The 19403-nt window shown below is 58.2% G+C and carries 19 protein-coding genes and 1 tRNA gene; 6 read left to right on the top strand and 14 right to left on the bottom strand.

All coding sequences use genetic code 11. The features are described 5' to 3' along the window. The first annotated feature begins 28 nt into the window (after positions 1-28). Positions 29-505 (top strand): hypothetical protein, encoded by a 477-nt coding sequence (locus FB593_RS13135; protein WP_065702267.1) that lies wholly within the window; start codon positions 29-31, stop codon positions 503-505. A gap of 35 nt (positions 506-540) precedes the next feature. Here the strand turns inward: FB593_RS13135 and FB593_RS13130 are convergent, their stop codons facing one another. Next, positions 541-819, bottom strand: coding sequence for a hypothetical protein (locus FB593_RS13130; protein WP_013636677.1), 279 nt, complete (start codon positions 817-819; stop codon positions 541-543). 188 nt (positions 820-1007) lie between these two features. Then, positions 1008-1514 carry a MarR family winged helix-turn-helix transcriptional regulator gene (locus FB593_RS13125; protein WP_003513721.1) on the bottom strand — a complete coding sequence of 169 codons (507 nt, stop codon included), beginning with the start codon at positions 1512-1514 and terminating at the stop codon, positions 1008-1010. A gap of 522 nt (positions 1515-2036) precedes the next feature. Between FB593_RS13125 and FB593_RS13120 the strand changes: the two genes are divergently transcribed. Then, positions 2037-2113 (top strand) — tRNA-Arg (locus tag FB593_RS13120). A 249-nt stretch (positions 2114-2362) separates the two neighbouring features. Here the strand turns inward: FB593_RS13120 and FB593_RS13115 are convergent. The 8 genes from FB593_RS13115 to uppW form a co-directional block, all read right to left on the bottom strand. After that, a complete protein-coding gene (locus FB593_RS13115) occupies positions 2363-3565 on the bottom strand; it encodes an MFS transporter (RefSeq protein ID WP_145166661.1) in 1203 nt (400 codons plus the stop codon). 2 nt (positions 3566-3567) lie between these two features. Continuing rightward, on the bottom strand, positions 3568-4140 hold the full coding sequence (locus FB593_RS13110) for an NADPH-dependent FMN reductase (protein WP_080797881.1): 573 nt from the start codon (positions 4138-4140) through the stop codon (positions 3568-3570). A gap of 136 nt (positions 4141-4276) precedes the next feature. Next, complete coding sequence (locus FB593_RS13105) at positions 4277-5191, bottom strand: homocysteine S-methyltransferase family protein (protein ID WP_080797879.1); 915 nt, start codon at positions 5189-5191, stop codon at positions 4277-4279. Positions 5192-5211: 20 nt separating this feature from the next. Next, complete coding sequence (locus FB593_RS13100) at positions 5212-5901, bottom strand: ABC transporter permease (protein ID WP_013636681.1); 690 nt, start codon at positions 5899-5901, stop codon at positions 5212-5214. 12 nt (positions 5902-5913) lie between these two features. Next, the gene (locus tag FB593_RS13095) at positions 5914-6636 is read right to left on the bottom strand and encodes an ABC transporter permease (protein WP_013636682.1); all 723 of its coding nucleotides are present in this window, start codon (positions 6634-6636) and stop codon (positions 5914-5916) included. Between the two features lie 22 nt (positions 6637-6658). Continuing rightward, the gene (locus FB593_RS13090) at positions 6659-7429 is read right to left on the bottom strand and encodes a transporter substrate-binding domain-containing protein (RefSeq protein WP_003513835.1); all 771 of its coding nucleotides are present in this window, start codon (positions 7427-7429) and stop codon (positions 6659-6661) included. 44 nt (positions 7430-7473) lie between these two features. Then, a complete protein-coding gene (locus FB593_RS13085) occupies positions 7474-8250 on the bottom strand; it encodes an ABC transporter ATP-binding protein (protein WP_013636684.1) in 777 nt (258 codons plus the stop codon). A 161-nt stretch (positions 8251-8411) separates the two neighbouring features. Further along, entirely contained in the window at positions 8412-9827 is a 1416-nt protein-coding gene (gene uppW, locus FB593_RS13080) for a Wzy-type polysaccharide biosynthesis protein UppW (protein WP_145166660.1), read from the bottom strand. Positions 9828-10327: 500 nt separating this feature from the next. Between uppW and FB593_RS13075 the strand changes: the two genes are divergently transcribed. Then, the gene (locus tag FB593_RS13075; RefSeq protein WP_186447924.1) at positions 10328-11398 is read left to right on the top strand and encodes a GNAT family N-acetyltransferase; all 1071 of its coding nucleotides are present in this window, start codon (positions 10328-10330) and stop codon (positions 11396-11398) included. A gap of 37 nt (positions 11399-11435) precedes the next feature. On the opposite strand, the gene uppG is transcribed toward FB593_RS13075, so the two are convergent. Both uppG and uppI read right to left on the bottom strand, forming a co-directional pair. Continuing rightward, complete coding sequence (gene uppG, locus FB593_RS13070; protein WP_013636687.1) at positions 11436-12515, bottom strand: polysaccharide biosynthesis glycosyltransferase UppG; 1080 nt, start codon at positions 12513-12515, stop codon at positions 11436-11438. Between the two features lie 2 nt (positions 12516-12517). Then, complete coding sequence (gene uppI / locus FB593_RS13065; RefSeq protein ID WP_003513843.1) at positions 12518-13588, bottom strand: polysaccharide biosynthesis UDP-hexose transferase UppI; 1071 nt, start codon at positions 13586-13588, stop codon at positions 12518-12520. Between the two features lie 280 nt (positions 13589-13868). Here uppI and uppH point away from each other — a divergent pair, with 280 nt between their 5' ends. Next, the gene (uppH, locus tag FB593_RS13060; RefSeq protein ID WP_013636689.1) at positions 13869-14780 is read left to right on the top strand and encodes a polysaccharide biosynthesis endo-1,4-beta-xylanase UppH; all 912 of its coding nucleotides are present in this window, start codon (positions 13869-13871) and stop codon (positions 14778-14780) included. 8 nt (positions 14781-14788) lie between these two features. Then, complete coding sequence (uppJ, locus tag FB593_RS13055; protein ID WP_111798643.1) at positions 14789-15733, top strand: polysaccharide biosynthesis UDP-hexose transferase UppJ; 945 nt, start codon at positions 14789-14791, stop codon at positions 15731-15733. Between the two features lie 530 nt (positions 15734-16263). On the opposite strand, the gene uppL is transcribed toward uppJ, so the two are convergent. Further along, positions 16264-17079: a polysaccharide biosynthesis UDP-hexose transferase UppL gene (gene uppL / locus FB593_RS13045; protein WP_034502051.1), complete on the bottom strand. Its 816-nt coding sequence runs from the start codon at positions 17077-17079 to the stop codon at positions 16264-16266. A 240-nt stretch (positions 17080-17319) separates the two neighbouring features. Between uppL and FB593_RS27535 the strand changes: the two genes are divergently transcribed. Beyond that, positions 17320-17529 (top strand): hypothetical protein, encoded by a 210-nt coding sequence (locus tag FB593_RS27535; RefSeq protein WP_003513853.1) that lies wholly within the window; start codon positions 17320-17322, stop codon positions 17527-17529. 19 nt (positions 17530-17548) lie between these two features. Here the strand turns inward: FB593_RS27535 and uppM are convergent, their stop codons facing one another. Then, positions 17549-19168, bottom strand: a complete 1620-nt coding sequence (gene uppM / locus FB593_RS13035) for a polysaccharide biosynthesis protein UppM (protein ID WP_038491979.1) — start codon at positions 19166-19168, stop codon at positions 17549-17551. Between the last annotated feature and the right edge of the window lie 235 nt (positions 19169-19403).

Here is a 19403-nt window from a genome sequence, read left to right as displayed (position 1 = left end):
TATCGGGACCTGCCCAGGGAATAGCCGCATGCTTTTCGGACAATCCGTCTTCGAGTCGGTCGTTGAAAGACTGAGACAGGAAAAAGAAGACGAAAGCGCCGAGCCGACGCCGCCCACCGGTCATCGTATTGTGGGTTTCAGTTCTGGCTTCGTCGTGGATACCTATCCGGATGCACCGCAACCGGGTAACGCCAGTCTCGACGCCTATCTGGCCTTTCTGCCGGAGCCCGTTGCGCTTGCCGAGCCCCAGCCGGAACCCCAACCCGAACCTATGCCGGCCCATCTCGAAAAGACCTCGCTCGCGGATGTTTCAGCAGAGCTGGCCATCCATGAAACCGACACCGCCGTAACGCTTGCGGAAAAGCGCCGCGCCTTCGCAAGGCTCAATCATCCCGACGGAGTGAGACCGGAATTCCGGCACAATGCGACGCTGCGCATGACAGCGGCAAATCTCCTGATTGACCAGGCGATCCGGATGCTGCGAACCCGTGAACATTTCCAGTAGAGGCAGGTAGCGGTTTTACGCCCGGAAAGCTCGCCTCAGCCGGCGTCGTTTCTATCCGTGGGTGCGCTTTCCACTGGCTCGTCTGAATCGTCCCTGGTCGCGTCAGCCTTGCCTGCAGCGTTCTCCTCGCTGGCGGGCTTGAACTTCAGCAACAACTCATAGGCCGCATAGACCGCCACGCCGCCGACAACCGTGCCCCAGAAAAATTCGCGATTGACGAATTCGATGACGGACCAGGCGGCGCAAAAGCCGACGATGAGCAATCTGACCCACAAGCGGCGATAAAGCGGATGGCTCGTGTCGATAATCAGCATGGCGTTCCCGTTTCGGGCCTTTCCAGAACATTGCGCAGTTGCGGCATGACGAGCGCCAAAGGCGTACGCACGTCCACGGCGTCTTGGCCGTTTCGCAGGAAAATTGCAACGCAAATCGACCCGCTACCAATCAGACCCTCGTGAAAGGGAGAGGCAGGGGGATTGCCGACGGGCTTGACCGATACCGCTCAGTCCCGCAGGCGTCCAAGCAGGGCCAGCAGCTGGTCACGGGCTTTTTTGCCGCCGATCCGGTCGATCAGCTTTTCCTCGCGGTCACGCCATGCATCGGAAAGGCGCTCAAGAAGGCTGCTGCCCTCATCCGTCATGTCGAGGAAATGAACGCGCCTGTCCTCTTCCGACCTGCGGCGGACAAGCAATCCCTTGCTTTCCATGCTATCGACGATCGCGACGAAATTGGCACGCTGTATGCCAAGTGCCTCGGCCACATCGCTCTGCTTGAGGCCCGGATTGCCGCCGACTATGACGAGAACGGAAAAATCGGCCGGCCGCAATCCCATCTCCGCCAGCACGTCGGAAAAGCCGTTTGCCACGGCAAGTTGCGAGTGCCTCAAATGATAACCGATCGCGGTCGTCAACAATCCATAGTCGATAGCGTTTAAATGTTCCGCCTGCGTGCCCCCGCTTTCGGCCTTTTCCGCACGTGGCCCGTTGCTATGTGCCAATTGCAAAGCCATCCGATCCCCCGCCTGATTCGTTCCTTAACCCTGCCGGAATGATAACCGACAACAGGACTAAACTGTATCCCAAATAAATGTAGATGATACTAATATTGTATAATAATTTGACAGTTAATACCCATTGCGACAACCCCTGTCTCGTAATCACCATCGGGCGCAAAAGAAAAGTATGATTATTTACCCACCGATTTTTAGGGTCAAAAACCATCTCCCCCGCCTAGTTTGAAAGGCAATACGACAATCAACCCGCCTGTGTACAAAAGTGCCAGGACAGCCGCTGGATGCAGACGTAAAATACTACTTAAAAGGGAAACGTCTTATCAGGAAGAAACGCAATACCGCAAACAACATACCGCCCTGCTATCGCAAACATGCAGACAGCAGCCCTCACAGCAACCCACGCTCTCCCCCTCACCGGAAAACAGGCCCCATTTCGTAAATCTTTGATTTTTAGACATTGATGCGGAAAGAAAGCTGGGGTATGAACCAACCGCTGCACGCGATTCAAGCGTGACCGCTGCACCCGTAGCTCAGCTGGATAGAGTGTTGGATTCCGATTCCAAAGGTCACAGGTTCGAATCCTGTCGGGTGCGCCATTTTACGCATTTAACGCGCAAATGCACACAGGTCACCATTATGCGGGCGGCACACGTCCGCCAGCAAGCGGAAACCCCGGGCCACATTTCGAGGGAAAAGAACGGAAAACGGCTGATCGTCTCACAGCCGCGCTTCGTTGGTTTTCTTACAATATTCATGCCGGCTACAGGAAATGTCAGTGGGCAAAACATTGACGAGGGCTGTTGCCCCCGTCCCCATCGATCAGTGACAACGTCAAAGAGAGCGTTTCATCCACCCCGGGCAAAAGACCGTGGCTTTCGCACCGCCGCCCATCGCTGAATTATGGAAGCCATGACGGCAAGACCGGCCATGACGGTGAACGCCGTGGAAATATCGCGATAGGTCACGGCAAAACCGAACCGGGCGATCCAAGGCTGGCTTGCCAGCGGCGATATGAAATGCCCGAGAAACATCGATGCCGTAACGACGCCGGCAATACGCCCGCGCAACCGCAGCGGCGCAAGCATGATCGTCGTGGACATGATAGCCGGCATCACAGCACCGAGGCCAAGGCCCACCACCGCAAGCGCCGAAAGCATGGAAACCAACCCGTCTGCCGCGGCAAGCAGCGCAAAACCCGTTGCCATCAACACCAGCCCGACCGCCAGAATAACGGTCACGCCAATCCGCGCCCCCAACCGACCGAAGTTGAGCGCCATCAGCGCGCCCGCCAGATTGAAGATGCCGATGGCGTATCCGGCAACGCTGCCGGAAAACAGCCCAAGCTCCCGCAGGAAAAACGGCAATTGCGAGGGGATGGTGTAAAACAGGGCGTTGACGAGAAATGCCGCCAGTGCCAGCACGGCCACCAGAAACCAGTTGACCGCAAAAGCCTGTTCGCCGCCGTTTTTAACGTGGCTATTGTTTCTTGCCGGCTCCCGCAAAAACAACAGTGCCGCCGGCAGAATGAGCAGCGCCACGGCATAGACCGCGAAGGGCGCGCGCCAGTGAACATCCGCAAGCAAGCAGCCCGCCACCACGAAAACGACACCGCCAAGCTGGGTGAAGGCCTGTTGCAGGCCGAGATAACGCTCCCGCGCCGGGCCTTCGAAATAATCGCCCACCAGCGCCGTGCCGATCGTCATGATGCCGCCGATCGCAAACCCCAGAAAGGCCCGGCCAACGAGCAGGCCCGCAAGACTATCGGCAAAAAGCCCGGACATGCCGGAAAGGCTGTAAAGCAGGATCGCGCCGAGCAGCAGCCGCTTGCGGCCGAACCGATCCGCCAGCACGCCGGCGACCGGCGCGCAAAGAGCCACGAAAACCGATGGTAACGTCAGCACCATGCGGCTCATGATCTCGACATTCGGCGTCGACAGGAAGCTCTGTTCGATGGCGGGCAGCGAGGGCGCAACCGTGGTTCCGGCCATGATGGTGAGTGTGGCGACGAACAGAAGCGTGAGTTTCAGCGCCGGGGAATTGTCAGTCATTCTCAAGCCCCTTTGTAGGGCGTTGCGGAACGCGCCTTATTCAACGCATGCGCCCACCAGCCCAGCTTGCCCATCATCGTTTCCAGCGCGCTTGCCGCTGGCGCTCCGGGGTCGAACTGCCCGGCGGCATCGACACGGTCCCAGGGATTTGCAAAGCTGACGACATCGCGGATCGTCGTGGCATGCAGTTCCGCAAACACGGGGCGAAGCTGCTCGACAGCGCGCAGGCCGCCGGAAATCCCGCCATAGGAAACGAAGGCCACCGGCTTGGCGCCCCATTCGTCATAGGCGGAATCGATCAGGACCTTCAGCGCGCCGGGGTAGCTGCGATTATATTCCGGTGTGACGACGATGAAGGCATCGGCGGCATCAAGGCTTTCACGAAGTTGCCGCACGGAGGCGCGGTCGGGCGTGTGGCTCTGCGGCAGATCAAGTTCGCGCGGGTCGAGCACCGCAAACTCGATCCCCGGCAATGCGCCGAGCCGGTCCTGCAGCCATTTGCCGATGACATCGCAGAACCGCGGATTGCGGGCACTGCCAAAAATGATCCGGATGGAGAGTGTATTATCGCTCATGGAACGTCCTTCAGTAATGTTCCACTCCCTGATAATTCCTCAACTATAGTTGAGGTCAATGGCCGCAACGAAAAAAAGCGGCAGGCGTTGAGCCTGCCGCTTTCAACTCAATGTCGCTGGGAGCCTGTCGAAGACTTCAGGCGGCTGCGCGCCGCAATGCCGTTGCAACCGTGTGGATATGGGCAGCGCCAATGCCGCAGCAGCCGCCGATCATGGTTGCGCCGGCATCCGCCCAGGAGCAGGCGAACCGCGAATAGACATCGTCGGTCAGGTCGGTGCGCGTGCCGTGCAGACCTTCATTGGCGGCGGAATCGCCCTGTTCACCTTCGAAGGCATTGGCATAAACGCCGATCTCAAGCGAAACGCCCTTTTCCGCGAAGACGGCGGACGCCGTTTCCACGGCGGCTTTCATGATTTCCGGCTTGCTGCAATTGAACAGCAGGGCGGCAGCGCCAGATTGCGCGGCCCATTCGGCCGCCGCCTTTACCGTTTCACCAGAGCGCAGCGCAGGCTCGCCACCGCCTGTCGCAGCCGCATCGTCGTTCAACGTGAAGGAAATCCAGAACGGTTTGCCGGTTGCGGCCACGGCTTCCCGCACCGCTTCGCCTTCGGCGATCAGGCTCAGCGTCTCACCCAGCCAGACATCTACAGAAGGAGCGAGATTGTCGACCAGCACCTTCAGATAGTCCTGTACCCGCGTTGCATCGAAATTCTGCGGCTCATAGGAGCCGAAGATCGGCGGCAGCGAACCGGCCACCAGCACGTCGCGGCCGGAGGCATCCGCAGCCTCTCGTGCCAGCCTGCCGGAAAGGGCGATCAGCGATGCGCCATCCTTCTGGAAACGCTCCTCGCCGATATGGAACGGCACCAGCGCATAGGAATTGGTGGTGACGACATCGGCACCGGCCTCGATGAATTCCTGATGCACCTGCCGCACGATATCAGGTGAATTGATGAGCGCCAGCGCCGACCATTCCGGTTGTTTCAGCTCGGCGCCGAGCCGCTGCAATTCGCGGCTCATGCCGCCGTCGAGAATACGGATAGTGCCCATGTTCATGCTCCTTGAACGGTTTACCGCCGGACCGGCACCTGCTGTTCGATGAGACCGAAACAGCGGGCAATTATGGCGGTGAGAATGAGATAAAAGACGGTGACGACGATCAGCGGCTCATAGACGAGCAGCGTGTCCTGCCGCACCTTGTAGGCGACGGCGTAGAGGTCCATCACCGTCACGGTAAAGGCAAGCGGCGTGGCTTTGAGCTGCATCACCACCTCGCCCGCAATTGTCGGCAGCGCGATGCGGATGGCGCGCGGCAGCCAGATGCGGCGAATAAGGGTGAAACGGCCCATGCCGAAAGCCCGGCCCGCCTCCAGCTCACCCTTTGGCACAGCCAGCAACGCGCCGCGCAGAACCTCGGCCTCATAGGCCGCGTAATTCAGTGTGAAGCTGACGGCGGCGAAAAAGAAGCCCTCGCGCAGCACCGGCCACATGAAACTCTGACGCAAGCCGGGGATCATCGGCAGAAACGAGCCGACGCCATAATAGAGCAACCAGAGCTGGATCAGAAGCGGTGTGCCGCGAAAGAAGGTGCAATAGGCGCGCGCCAGAATTTTTGTCACCCGCCCGCCGCTGACCTGCGCGAAGGCAAGCCCTATAGCGAGAAGAAAACCAATGCTGACGGAGATCACGAGCAGCGCCAGCGTTTGCCAGGCACCGGACAGAAGCAGCGGCCAATATTTGGCGATCCATGAAAAATCCATGCCGCTTGCCCTTTATGCCAACGCCGGCTGGCCGCGCCGCACGCGGCGCTCCAGCAGCGAAAAGACGAGGTTGGAAACCAGCGTAATGGCAAGGTAAAGCAGGGCTGCGGCAAGAAAGAACAGGAAATATTGCTTGGTGCTGGCGCCCGCCAGCCGTGTCGCAAGCGCCAGCTCCTGATAACCGACAACCGCCACCAGCGCGCTATCCTTCGTTACCGCAAGCCAGAGATTGGCAAGGCCCGGCAGGGCGTTCGGCAACAGTGCCGGCAAGACCACACGGCGGAAACGCAAGGCCGGCGACATGCCGAAGGCGCGCGCCGCCTCGATCTGCCCGTTCGGAATGGCAAGGATCGCACCGCGCAGCACCTCGGTCATATAGGCACCCTGGACGAAACCCAGAACCGCAACAGCGGCAACGAAACCGTTGACTTCCAGAGGCGGCAGGCCTGCCAGTTGTAGCAGCCGGTTCAGGCCATCAGTGCCGGCGTAATAAAGCCCGACGATGAGGATCAGTTCGGGAACGGCGCGGATTGCCGTCGTGTAGAGATTGAGCAGAAGGCCAAGCGGCCTGTTGCCGGAGAGCTTGCCAAGTGCACCGGCAAGCCCGATGACGATGCCGATCAGATAGGCACCGGCGGAAATGGCAAGCGTCGACGCCGCACCCTTCAAAAGGGTGCCGCCCCATCCCGGAGGATAGGGTGACAGCAGTTGCAGCGTGGTTTCAAGGCTTGCCATTTATGTGACCGGTCAGGAGAAATTACTTACCGTAGATATCGAAGCTGAAGTATTTCTTGGTGATCTCGTCATACTTCCCGCTGGCGCGAACGGCGGCGAGAGCAGCGTTCAGCTTGTTCTTGAGTTCGGTGTCGTCCTTGCGCAGGCCGCCGGAAACGCCAAGGCCGAGGATTTCCTTGTCATCCGCAACGTTGCCCATGTCGGCGCAGCAATCCTTGCCGGCATCGCTCTTCACGAAGGCATCGAGAACGAGCGAGTCGCCGAACACGTAGTCGATACGGCCGGCTGCGAGATCCTGAAACGCCTCGTCCAGCGTCTGATAGGTCTTTTCGTCTGCGACAGCAGCGAAATATTTCTTGTAATATTCGGACTGGATGGTCGCGACCTGAATACCGATGGTCTTGCCCTTGACGTCTTCCGGCGCCGCACCCGGCTTGCCATCCTTGGCGCCGATCAGCTTGCTCGGCGTGTTGTAATATTTGTTGGTGAAATCGATGACCTTCTCGCGTTCTTCCGTGTTGGACATGGACGACCAGATAACATCGAACTTCTTCGTCTGCAGCGCCGGGATGAGGCCATCCCAGGAAAGCTCGACGATCGAGCATTTTTCCTTCATTTCCGCGCAGACGGCGTCCATGAGATCGATTTCCCAGCCCTGCCACTTGCCGCTGGCATCCTTGGCGAAGAAAGGTGGGTAGGATTCGTTCATGATGCCGAACCGGACATCGGCGCTGGCGGTGAAGGCGGAAACCGCAAATGCCGTTCCGGCAAGCAGCGTGGCGAAGAATTTCATTTAAAGTCTCTCCTGTTAAAACAAACGGCTAAGCGAAACGGCCATCACGCCAGCGCGCCGGTAAATTCCCTGCAACGGGCGCTTACGGGATTGCCGAACACCTGCGCCGGTGGCCCCGCTTCCTCCACACGGCCCTGATGCAGAAACATCACCTCGGTGGAAACATCGCGCGCAAAGCGCATCTCGTGAGTAACGAGCAACATTGTGCGGCCTTCCTCGGCCAGATCGCGGATGACCTTCAGCACCTCGCCCACAAGTTCCGGATCGAGCGCCGAGGTGGGTTCGTCGAACAGCATCACCGCCGGCTCCACGCAGAGCGCGCGCGCAATCGCGGCGCGCTGCTGCTGCCCGCCGGAGAGGAACGCCGGATAGGCATTTTTCTTGTCGTAAAGGCCAACCTTGTTCAGCAGGGCTTCGGCCTTTTCCACCGCCTCCTGCCGCTTGACGCCGAGAACGTGAACAGGCGCTTCGATGACATTTTCCAGAACGGTGCGGTGGGCCCAGAGATTGAAATTCTGGAACACCATGCCAAGCCCTGTCCGCAGCTTTTCCACTTGCCGCCAGCTTTTCGGCACAGCCTTGCCGTCCCTGCCAATCTTCATGGCGATCTCCTCGCCATTGACGATGACCCGGCCGCGATCCGGCGTTTCGAGAAAGTTGATGCAGCGCAGGAAGGTACTCTTGCCGGAACCGGACGAGCCGATGATCGATATGACATCGCCTTTGTGGGCCTTCAGCGAAACGCCCTTCAAAACTTCGTGTGTGCCGAAGCTCTTGTGGATGTCATCCGCTTCGAGCGCACAGGCGCCTGTATCTGCCATTTATTGACCTTGCCGATCCGGTTCATTGCGTGTCGAGCAAAATGCGGAGCGGTTTTGCGACAGGACATGCATAACAACAAAGACTTAAGCCACGCATGTTTAGCAAAACCCGCTGCAAACGCGCGCAATATCAGGCTCTTTTACACATTTGAAACGAAAAATCATTTCAAAATATCATCTGCGAGCAACGATCTGCGCGATTTGCCCCTGATGTGCCTCGCCACGCTGGCCGCGTTACTGCCAGTCAGGGCCAATTGCGGTTCCGCCTGCGCCTCATCCTCGACAAGGCTGGCATTCGCCTGCAAACGCAGGCCCATCACGGCAACGACGAGGAAAAACCAGACGAAACCGGTACTGAGGAAGAACATCGTTTCGAGAAAGCCGTAGAGCAGGACATAAAGCCAGACGCCGACATAGAGCTTCGTCAGCGGGCTTTTGCGCGTGGCCTCATCCATCTTGCCGAGATCGCGAAGCGGCATCAGACAAATCCACGTCAGCACCAGAATAAGACCTGGCACGCCGCCGCCAAGCACAAGGTCGAAATAGCCATTGTGGGAATCCGGCGCCGTCGTTGCCCAGGTATTGTTCTCGGTGAAGCTCGTCATCAGGGTGTCGCTGCGCCAGAAGGCCTGGTAGCCGTATCCGACGATCGGGCTTTGGCGGATATAATCTATGGAGACGGTCCAGATATCGGTTCTGCCGGTGAAACTGGCGTCGATCCCCAGTTTCGTCAGCATCTGTGAAAAGACCGGATCAACGGTCGTGCCGACGATCACCACGGCGAAGGTTCCCAGAAGCAGGGTCACGACCGCGTAACGCCATCTTGGCCAGCCCACGATGAACCAGCCCGTGGCGATGATGATCGGCATCAGGCCGAGCGCGGTCTTGCCACCCGACTTGACGAGAAAGATCAACGACAGCAACAGAACCGCCAGGCCGCCGATAAGGGACCAGCGCTTGCACAGATAAATCCCGACGATCATCAGCACCGCCATGATCGAGGCTGCCTCGTTCTTGTGGCGGAAGACCCCACGCCAGTTGCCTGCGAGGAGCGGCTCCAGCGCATCGCTTGCCTGATGGATCGACCGCGACGGCAGGACAGCAACGCCGAAATAACAGAGGAACAGGATGATCAGCACGCATGTGGCAAGCAGCGTGGTGAAATGCCGCTCGGTGCGCGGCAATTGCAGGAAGCAGCTGGCGAGCACGCAGATGATGGCGCACATGGCAAGCCGCCGCAGCGAAAACACCGGCGCGCCGCCCACCACCGAGGTAAAAATATACCAGCCGAAGATCGCGAGCATCAGCAAACGCGGCGTAAAGACGATGGAAGACGACCGCTCCTTTGCCATGAACGCCACGAAACTGATGAGCAGGATGATCGCGGTGAGCTGGTTGAGGAGGTTGGACCCGGCCGCCATGGCGGACCCCAGATAGGTCGAGGAAAGCGAGATATAGGGCGAGAAGCCGACCGTGAAATAAAAGAACGTCACATAAAACAGTGCATTCCGCCAGGCGACACTCGCCTGCTCATCATGCGCTGCATCCATCAGGTAATTTTCTCTACCTTTTTCCATACGTTCTCACATCGTACCCGATGCTTCGTCTCGGTAACATGAATATCCCGTCAAAACCCTATTTTTTAGTTATCCATAATACACGGAGGAATAGTAATTCCATCATATAGGAATGAAACCCGGAAAAATGAAACGGAACCTGATTTTCGAAGTCAACATATGGATAAGGGTAGAATCTTGACCATATCAAACTTCATCTGTCAAATTTAAGTTGCTGATTTCCCTATTATTGGCTAGACATACGCCCTTGTTAAGGTTGCTTATATTTATTTTAAGACAGAGATATTTCGCTACGTTAAGAATATACTGGGGTGATGATCCGAAATTCTGTTTAACGTATATTAACAACTCTGGATATATCTTTGGCTTGTTGATTTCATAAACGCGTAAATAGCTGGAAACCGACGGTGGACGTTCCGATACACACCAATATGGACGATAGCAACAACGAAGGGGCGACACAACGCCCGGTTCAGCCAGCTGCGCCCGGCCTTCGACCCATGCGCAGGGACGATCTTCCGGCTGTCGAGGTTGTGCTCAACAGCGCGTTCAAAAAGACCGGGCTTGATAGAAACTTCGACTTCGGCGCTTACGTCGAAACATTGTTTTTCAGCAGTCCAGTGTTTGATCCCGAATATGGCAGCGTTGTCTACGATGCTGGAGAGAGCGGCGTTACCAGCGTTATCCTTGCCGTCCCCATGCGGTTTGTTGCGAACGGAAAACCCATTACCGCAAGGTTGTTATGTGCTTTCGCGTCGAAAGGAAAACTCGGCGCACTCGGCGCCGCGCGCCTGTCCCGCGGCATGCGCGCGACGAAACACGATATGCTGTTTTCGGACACGGCCTCCCCCGTCAGCGCCGATCATTGGCTTGCGATCGGCGGCAGCATGTTGCCGATGGAAAGCCTGCAATGGCACAAGGCGCTCAAGCCTTTCAGCGCGATTGCCCTGCGCATGCCGCGCCGTTCGCAAGTAGTCAAATCCAAGCCCGGACTTATGGCGCTTGGATTTGTCGACCGTATCCTGCGATCGTGGAAAAAGGGCATAAGGCCCAATGAAGTTGCCGGCACCACGGTCAGACCGGTGGATTTCGAAACGTTCCGACGCAACGCGCTGACAATGATCGAGCGTTTTTCCGTCCGCCCGGAATGGTCCCACGAGGAATTCCACTGGCTGATCGAAATGAGTAAAACCAACGGCACCCTTGGTGAATTGAGCAGCCTGGCGATCGAAAATGCCGAAGGCCGCATCATCGGCGCTGCCCTGTATTTCGGACAGGCGGGACGGACCGCCTATGTGCTGAACCTCGTCTGCGATGCCGGTCGCGAAAACGACGTGCTCGGTGCGCTGTTCCGCCATTTCGATGATGAGAACTATGCCCATGTCACCGGCATGTCGCAACCGTTTCTCATGAACGCGCTCTACCGTCAGAACCACGTGACCTTCCATCATCGCGGTTATTTCTGCATGGCCACCCGGGATGAAGCCCTCCGGGATCGGGCGCTTGCCGGCGATATATATATTGGCGGGCTAAGCTCGGAAAGCTGGAGCAAGCTCATCACAGATTTCTAAGGCACTTGCGCCGGTTTTGAAGAAAGTGCCGAGCCTTCTATGCCCCAGTGAAGCGCTGGACATTCGCTGAAATCAGGTGACGCAGCGCCTTCGCGTAACGTTTGGAGCGCGTCTTGGCCGCAAGGGCGCTCGACCAGTCCACCATCGATCCGTTGATATCGAAATCTCCGAGCTGGCCTTCGGGAACGTCACCCTTTTCGATGCGCTCGACGATGGAGCCCAGCGCCGCGTAAAACTCGGGCGAGCGATAGGGCGGATGCAGCGAATACATGCCCTTGCCCGTGCCGAGGAAATCAAGCCGGTATACGCCGATGCGCATCATATTGTCGCTCAGCACCTCTTCGGCAGGCATCGAGACCGGTTGCTGATTATAGGCATAGGAACGGATGCGCCGTTTGACGTCGGGTCTCAGCAGTTCGAGCGAGCCGATACGCTTGGCGAAACGGTCCATGTCGATCATGAACAGGCGGGTGGAAACGGTCGCGAACCGCCATGTGGGAACGCGGCTCGGCAGCTTGCGCGGTTCGGGAATGTTCTTCACCCCCGGCATGCCGACATGGCGGGAGATATCGAGATCGCCGCGCACGGTGGGCGGCCCGGAAAACGGCGTGATGCAGAGCGCGTCCGGGTTGGCCTTCTGCAGCGCAATGGCTTCGTTGAACCAGCTCTGGCTGCCGCCGCCAAACATCATGTCGCTGTCCATATGCAGCACATAACGGGCGTTGGCACGTTTCAACCCGTGGAAATAAACATGGAAAGGCCCGCCGTCGAATGCCTTGGCGGGATAAGGAACCGGCGAGCGCGAAAAGAACGTCTCCGCCACCGCACTGCGCGCCGCATCGCTATAGTCGGCAATATCCACATACAGATGCGGATAGTTGGCCTGCATTTCCTCCAGCATGTCAAACAGGCGTTTGCTGGCGGCCTCGAAACCGTTGCCCTTGTAGCGGCCGGCTCCAACCTGGCCGGTATCCACCGTCAGGAGAATGCGGTCCACCTGCCCGCCCCAGACCCGCAGCTGATGCGGAACGGTCAGGGCCGCATGCGGTGCGTCGAAGGGATGCAGATTGATTTGCAGCGCCTTTTGTACGGGAGGAAGCGGCATTTCAGCAGTCATAATTACGCACCACGGTTCCGGAATTCATTGATGACAGCCATCATGGGTTTTTCGTTGAAGCTCCAGTCGAGCGGCAGCGGCCGGTTCGCGGTGCCATCCCGGCGGGGATAGGCCCAGCGGATCCAGGTATATTGGTCCGAAATGCCCCATGTGGTGATGGAGGAAAGCGGGCCGCCTTCGCACGCCGCTTCGAGAAAATCGCGGACCTGACCGTTTATCAGCATGTCGCGCTCGGCTTCCGGGGCGGGAAGCGTCTGGTCCATCGCATCCAGTTCCGTCACCAGAACGGCAAGACCATAACTGCGCATTTCCTTGGTAAAGGCGGCAAGCTCGTCTTTCGCAATGGGCCAGCCACCGCGCAGATGCCCCTGCAGGCCGATAGCGTTGATCGGAGCGCCTTTCTCTAGCAACTCGAGAATGAGATTGCGGAAGGCCGCGCGCTTGGCCGGCGATTTCTCGACCGCAAATTCCACATCATATTCGTTGAGGACAAGCTGGGCCTTCGGATCGACGGAATGGGCGATGTCAAAGGCCTTTTTGATGGCGTCCGGGCCTGCGCCATAATACCAGGCGTCGCGGCGCGAGCGCACATTGCCGGGCACGTCGGGGATAGGCTCATTGACCACATCCCAGCTGTGTATCACGTCCTTGTACCGTTCCATCACCTTGACGATGTGGGTTTCCATCAACTTCTCGACCTTCGCGCCGCTGCCGATGCTGGCAAGCCAGGGCGCGTTGGAAGCGTACCAGATAAGCGGATGACCATGCATGGTGAGTTTGTTCTGGCGCGCGAAGTTCGCAAGCGCATCGGCAGCGGCAAAATCGAAAACGTCTGCCGAAGGCCGCATGACCTCCCATTTCATTTCAGTAACGGGTGTGATGCGCGAGCAATATTTGACCACCGCTTCGCCGATGCGGCTATCGGCGGTAAGGTCCGGCAGATAGATGGCCGCACCGTAAGGGGCAATCTTTGTCGACGTTTTCCTGGTCGCGGCAACGCCCTGCCCGGCCATGGCATGCAACAGGCCCGCGCTTGCAGCGCCACCCAGAAAATTCCGCCGCCCGATCCGCATTCGCCCGCCTCCACAACCCCGGCGCATCGGCCTGAAAATCGAAAGCGATTTTCGAAAGGGACGATGCGCATATCACAACTGTCAGAACGTCATTGATGCGTCCCAATGGCCGCACGACGCTCTAATTCTCAAAACATAACATCTTGATCATGCCAAAAGGATATTAAAGATTTGCAAGGTTAACTGACGCTATACCACGTCACAATTGGCGCAAGTCGGCTTAATCCGGTAGTAACTTCAGTGTGAGAATTGTTGACCCGCCCCTGATGGAGTAAAAATATTGGTTTCCGTCTCGATTGTCATTCCCGTTCGCAACGGCGAGCGTTACATCGTGGAAGCGATCGAAAGCGTGTTGTCTCAGGGGAAAACCGTTTGCGAAGTGCTCGTCGTCGATGACGGCTCCACCGACACAACGGCGCAAAAGGTGCAAAGTTTCGCCGATCCCCGCGTAAAACTGCTGGCCCGGCCGCAGGGACGGCAGGGCGTTTCCGCCGTGCGCAATTTCGGCCTGTCGCAGGCGCGCGGTGAATGGACGATGTTTCTCGATGCCGACGACCGCGTGAAGCCGGGGGCGATCGCCGCCCTATGCGCCGGCATCTCCGGACCGGACGTCGTTGCTGTCTACGGTGATTATGAGCGCATTGACGAGAATGGCGCCAAGATCGGGCGGCGCAACCTCATCAGACGGCGGGAAAAACCTGATGGTTTCATCCTTCAGCCGCTTTTGGGCGGAAACTTCATCGTCAATGGCGGCATCATGCTGGTTAAAACCCGCATCTTTCAGGATTTTGGCGGTTTCGACGAGACATTGCGTTATGCGGAAGACTGGTATGGCTGGTGCCGGCTGGCTGCCTCCGGCCGTTTCGCCTATCTGCCCGGCCGCCACGTGCTGGATTACCGGGTGCACCGGACAAGCGTGATGATGAACCGCCTTCTGACCTTCCGGGATTGCGAACCGGCGATCGAAGCGGTGTTTTCCGATCCCGCCATCGTCGCCGCCATTGCGCCGCAGGAATTGCGCCGGCTTCGCCGAAAATCCGAAAATCACATGAATGCCTATACCGTGGCGCAGGCCTTTCGCGCCCGGCGCTATCGCGAGGCCTTTTCGGCGCTTGCCGATACATTTGTCAATCGCCCGCGCCAAAGCCTGCGCGCCGTCGTGTTTTCCGCCGCAGCCCTTGCCGGAATTTAGGAGTGTCCATGTCCGAAATCATGCCGGAAGCGGTGGTGTGCATTCCGAGTTTCCGCAGGCCTGCAGGTTTGCAGAAGACGCTGAACTCGCTGGCAGCCCAGAAGGTCGATTTCCCCTTCGCCATCGTCGTCGTCGATAATGACGGGGTGGGCCAGGCGGGCCTGGCCGTCGCGCGCGCTTTTTTTGCCGAGAGCGGAATGATGGGCCAGACGCTGGTTGAGCCGACGCAGGGCAATTGTTACGCCATCAACACGGCATTCCGCACGGCGCGGCAGAGCTATCCATCCGCGCAGTGGTTTCTGATGATCGATGACGACGAAGCGGCCTCGCCCGTCTGGCTCGCTGAAATGGTCTCTGCCGCAAAATCCTTCGGCGTCGATATCGTCGGCGGGCCGGTCGATCGCGAATTCGATGCGCCCGCACCCAAGGCGGTTCTGGCACACCCGCTGTTCGGCTCCATCGAGGCGCCCACCGGCGTAGTCGATCAAATCCATGGGTCTGGCAATTGCCTGATCTCGAGGCGGGTTTTCGAAACGCTGGAAAAGCCGGAATTCGATGTACGGTTCAACTTCCTCGGCGGCGGCGACATGGATTTCTTCACCCGTTGCCGAAAGGCGGGTTTCAAATTCGCCTGGAACGCTCAAGCCCTCATCATCGAATATGTGCCGGAAAACCGCATGGCGCCGCGCTGGATCATGGAGCGCTCGCTCCGAACCGGGATCATTAATTACAGCATCGACCGCGCCCGACGCCCCGGCCTGAAGGGCGGGCTGCTGCTTGCCGCCAAAAACGTTGTCAGCCTGTGCCTGTCGCTGGTCCGCGCCGTTTCCGCATTCCTGAAAACCGGTGCGCTGCTGCCCGCCACGCATCCACCGCTGATGTCCATCGGCCGCGTCATGGCGAGCCTCGGTATTACGCTCACGCCCTATAAGGCGCCGGCGAAAAAGGCCTGAACGCGGGCTCGTCCGGCAGTTAATCTAAGCTTTTCAGCTCAGGGTTTTTTCCCTGCGCAAAGAGATCCCATTCACATGCCGTTTCTGGGAAGCGAATGACGAAAAAACGGCTGCAAGAATGAGAAGCGGCACAAGAACCGGCCAGAAGAAACAAAGGATGATACCGGTCACCCGGTAAAAGTCCCAATCCTTGTCGCGGCGGGCGCCTTCTATATAGGTCATGGCAAGAGAAGTAACGGTGCCAATCCCATATACGAAAAGAGAAATGGACGTAATTACCATCGCTGTCCTCAATATATTTCTGATTCGAATAAATATGTAATATCCGCTCAGTGTACCGCCGTTACGCCCACTTGCAACGATTTTCCGCGGAAAGACACCTCCACCCCGATACGTTAGAGCGACCTCATATAGCGCGACTCCATATGATGATTGCATGCGCCGGCAGATGCCGCTCAAATGAGCTCAGTCCTGAACCGACCGGACGGTCAGGGGAAATTCGGTAAAAAATTAACGAGAATGCGCAGATTTCAGACCTTGCCGGCCCCGAACCCGTAGCGATGCTTCAGCAGCGAATATATGGCGATGGGATTGGTCAGCAGGTAGCGCTTGCCGAGACGCCTCGGCTCAAGCATGGCCCTGTAGAGCCATTCGAGCCCCATATCCTGCATCCATTGTGGCGCCCTGCTGTTCTTGCCCGCAAGAAAATCGAACAGACCGCCGCAGGTCTTGATCACCGCAATGTCGGAAAGCCTGTCGAGATTGCGCGCGACGAAACGTTGCTCCAGCGGTATGCCGAAGCCCACCCAGAGAATATCAGTCTGCGATGCGACGATATCGGCAAGGATCGCCTCCTCGTCGCCGGGTCTGAAATAACCATTGCGCCGACCGGCAAAAACAAGCCGTGGATAGAGCTTCTGCATTTCCTCGACTGCCGCGCGGTTCACCTCTTCGGAACCGCCGAGAAAATAGAACCGCGTGCCGGTCGCCTCAGCCCTCCGGGCCACCGCATGAACGAGATCCGTCGTCGCCACACGTTCCCGCAGCGCCCTCACGCAGAACTGGCGGGAAAAGATCACCAGCGACATGCCGTCGGCATGAATCTGGTCCGCCTGCCGCAGCAGGGCTTCGAATTCCTTGTCTTGGTGACAGAGTGCGATGACCTGACCGTTCGCCGATGTCGAATAGAACGGCTTTGCGCCGGCCGCGCGTTCACGTTCCGCCCGCAGGATAAAATCCTGCGCCGTCTCTTCGATGGTCGCATCGGTGATGGGCAAAGCCGCAAGCGGAACAACCGGCCAGTGTGTGCCAGGCCCTTCCGCATGCGGGACATCTCTCCCTGTCATATTCTGTCCGGTGTCCAAGATAGGCATCGTTTCACTGTTATATTCACGCATAGGATTAAGGTATAAGGCTTCAAACACTACGAATAACTATCATTAATATTCTTATAAATCTGACGCTTGAATCAAACAATTATACGCCCGAGGGTTGAGTGACCACCCCAACCTCTCCTCCCCCTATTCCGGTTTTGCGGCTGATGGGTTAAGGGACGACGAAACCACACCACAGAAAAGGTCCCGGCCATGGAAACCATATCGATCGACAACCGCGGCGATTTCGGCCTTTGGGCCATCGAACGGGCAAAGGAAATCGTCGCCAACGAGGCGTCCGATCTTGCCGTTTCGGTCCGTGACGGCGACGAGACAGGCATTCGCGATGCGGGGAATGCGCTGGGTGCCGCCATCGCCGCCGCCCTGCTCGAAGTCTATGACGGCCTGATGTCCGAGGAATAAGCGCGCGCGGTCGCAGCCCTCAGGCGTAGCGTTCCGCGTGATCTGTCCGGCGCAGAAAACCCAAAAGCCCAAGTGCGATGGCAATTCCGAGACCAAGGAACAGACCGCCCACGCCACCGGCGATCAGGAAGATCAGCTTGCCGGGCGGCCAGCTTCTGGAATTGGGCGCTACCGGCTGCGAAATCACCCGCACATTGGTGGAATCGATTGTCTGCTGCTCGGCGATCTGGCGTGATCGGTTGAGATAGGTCTCGTAGATCGCGGCAGCTGAGTTGGCGTCTCGCTCCAGATCGCGCAGCCGCACCTGCGCCTCATTGTCGGTGAAGACGTTGGCGCGTTCCGCAACCGCCTTCAGCCGCAGGGCATCAAGCGAGGAGCGGGCCTCGGCGACATTGGTCTTGGCCGCCAGCAAAATCCGCTGCGCCTCATCCGCAATGCCGCGTTCCAGCATGTCGCGTTCCGCCCCGGCAGTCGCCAGACGCGGATGGCGGGCGCCATAGGTCAGCGTCATCGCCCCAATCTGCTGCTGCAAGGTGCTGTATTGCGCACGAATGGTGTTCATGGTCTGGCTGTCGAAGATCGCGTCGCTCTGGGTGCGGTTCTGGGCAATCGCCGCCTGCATCTGCTTGAGGCGCGACTCCTCCTGAATGACGCGCTGCTGCGCGGCAAGAACCTGCGCATTCAGCTCGCCGGACGCCAGATTGCTGACCAGCTGGCCGTTATTCTCCTGCAGGCCGTTTTCGCGGCGGAAGTCGGCGACGCGCTTTTCGGCAACCGTCACGTTCTGGCGCATTTCCTCAAGCCGCTTCTTGAGATCATCGACAATACGCAGGCTGCTGTCGGAGGTCGTCTGGAACAACTCGCTTTCGAAAGCCTTCACCATCGCCTTCGAGACTGTCACGGATTTGTCCGGATCATTGGTCCAGACCGCAAGCGTCACCACGAAGGAACGCGGATCCCGTTCCGCCGCAACCCGTTCGCCCAGCGAACGAAGCGCGCCGACCTTGTTGTCACCATCTTCCGGCTTGGGTGAAAAAAATGCTTTCAGCCGCGCAAGAGGCGGTGGGGATATGAATTCCGGGTCCTCATCCAGTTTCAGCTCGTCCACCACCCGAGCCAGCACGTTGCGCGACGTGACGGTGCGCAGTTTGCTCTCCACTTCAAGAATCTGGGTGTCGCGCTGCTGGTTGGGCGAAAACACCCCGTCATTGACGACATTCAGGTTGGAGGGATTGACGACGATATCCGTATAGGCGGTGTAACGCGGCGGCGTCATATAGGCGTAGGCGAGTGCAGCGGCGACGCAGAGAATGATCGCAAGCACAATCCAGACGATCCCGGCACGCAGCCAGCCGAGTACCTCGTCCACACCGATCCGGTCGATATATTTCAGGCCCGGCAGCGTGGCCGCGAGACTGTTGCTTGGCGAGGCCGGCCTTGTGGGCTTTTCAGCCGGAGCGGGTTCGGCAACGGCAGCTGCCGGCTTCGGCTCAAGATGCTCTTTCAGCACCGTGCGCTCGAAAACCTCATCCTCATCCACCAGATCGTCCAGCAGGGAACCGTGGGGTCTGGCGGCGGGCGCCGCTTTTTCATCCAGCGGACGTGCCTGCTTATGTCCCGCCTTTTGAAGCCTGTACATCAGCCAATCCAACTTGAACGAACCACAAAAAAGGCCTGCAACAGATGGTTTTCATCGTCGCCAGAACCACTATTAACCGGCAAGTCTAGATATAACGGGTGAATTTTAGGTTACCCGCATCAATCCCCGCCATCATCACCTATTCGCCGCGTCCATGAAAGAGATGATTGACTTGAATGGATCGATACGGTTCTTTCTGGCGTTATATTTTTGTATTATCCATTTGAACCTCAAA

Source organism: Rhizobium sp. SJZ105 (genome assembly GCF_007828365.1).
GTDB lineage: Bacteria > Pseudomonadota > Alphaproteobacteria > Rhizobiales > Rhizobiaceae > Agrobacterium > Agrobacterium tumefaciens.
This window is presented reverse-complemented; position numbering and strand designations above follow the sequence as displayed.

What these genes read in the sequence shown, in the direction of transcription:
- FB593_RS13135 (WP_065702267.1), top strand. Translation starts at nt 29, where the DNA reads ATGCTTTTCGGACAATCCGTCTTCGAGTCGGTCGTTGAAAGACTGAGA.
- FB593_RS13130 (WP_013636677.1), bottom strand. Translation starts at nt 819, where the DNA reads ATGCTGATTATCGACACGAGCCATCCGCTTTATCGCCGCTTGTGGGTC.
- FB593_RS13125 (WP_003513721.1), bottom strand. Translation starts at nt 1,514, where the DNA reads ATGGCTTTGCAATTGGCACATAGCAACGGGCCACGTGCGGAAAAGGCC.
- FB593_RS13115 (WP_145166661.1), bottom strand. Translation starts at nt 3,565, where the DNA reads ATGACTGACAATTCCCCGGCGCTGAAACTCACGCTTCTGTTCGTCGCC.
- FB593_RS13110 (WP_080797881.1), bottom strand. Translation starts at nt 4,140, where the DNA reads ATGAGCGATAATACACTCTCCATCCGGATCATTTTTGGCAGTGCCCGC.
- FB593_RS13105 (WP_080797879.1), bottom strand. Translation starts at nt 5,191, where the DNA reads ATGGGCACTATCCGTATTCTCGACGGCGGCATGAGCCGCGAATTGCAG.
- FB593_RS13100 (WP_013636681.1), bottom strand. Translation starts at nt 5,901, where the DNA reads ATGGATTTTTCATGGATCGCCAAATATTGGCCGCTGCTTCTGTCCGGT.
- FB593_RS13095 (WP_013636682.1), bottom strand. Translation starts at nt 6,636, where the DNA reads ATGGCAAGCCTTGAAACCACGCTGCAACTGCTGTCACCCTATCCTCCG.
- FB593_RS13090 (WP_003513835.1), bottom strand. Translation starts at nt 7,429, where the DNA reads ATGAAATTCTTCGCCACGCTGCTTGCCGGAACGGCATTTGCGGTTTCC.
- FB593_RS13085 (WP_013636684.1), bottom strand. Translation starts at nt 8,250, where the DNA reads ATGGCAGATACAGGCGCCTGTGCGCTCGAAGCGGATGACATCCACAAG.
- uppW (WP_145166660.1), bottom strand. Translation starts at nt 9,827, where the DNA reads ATGGAAAAAGGTAGAGAAAATTACCTGATGGATGCAGCGCATGATGAG.
- FB593_RS13075 (WP_186447924.1), top strand. Translation starts at nt 10,328, where the DNA reads ATGCGCAGGGACGATCTTCCGGCTGTCGAGGTTGTGCTCAACAGCGCG.
- uppG (WP_013636687.1), bottom strand. Translation starts at nt 12,515, where the DNA reads ATGACTGCTGAAATGCCGCTTCCTCCCGTACAAAAGGCGCTGCAAATC.
- uppI (WP_003513843.1), bottom strand. Translation starts at nt 13,588, where the DNA reads ATGCGGATCGGGCGGCGGAATTTTCTGGGTGGCGCTGCAAGCGCGGGC.
- uppJ (WP_111798643.1), top strand. Translation starts at nt 14,789, where the DNA reads ATGTCCGAAATCATGCCGGAAGCGGTGGTGTGCATTCCGAGTTTCCGC.
- uppL (WP_034502051.1), bottom strand. Translation starts at nt 17,079, where the DNA reads ATGACAGGGAGAGATGTCCCGCATGCGGAAGGGCCTGGCACACACTGG.
- FB593_RS27535 (WP_003513853.1), top strand. Translation starts at nt 17,320, where the DNA reads ATGGAAACCATATCGATCGACAACCGCGGCGATTTCGGCCTTTGGGCC.
- uppM (WP_038491979.1), bottom strand. Translation starts at nt 19,168, where the DNA reads ATGTACAGGCTTCAAAAGGCGGGACATAAGCAGGCACGTCCGCTGGAT.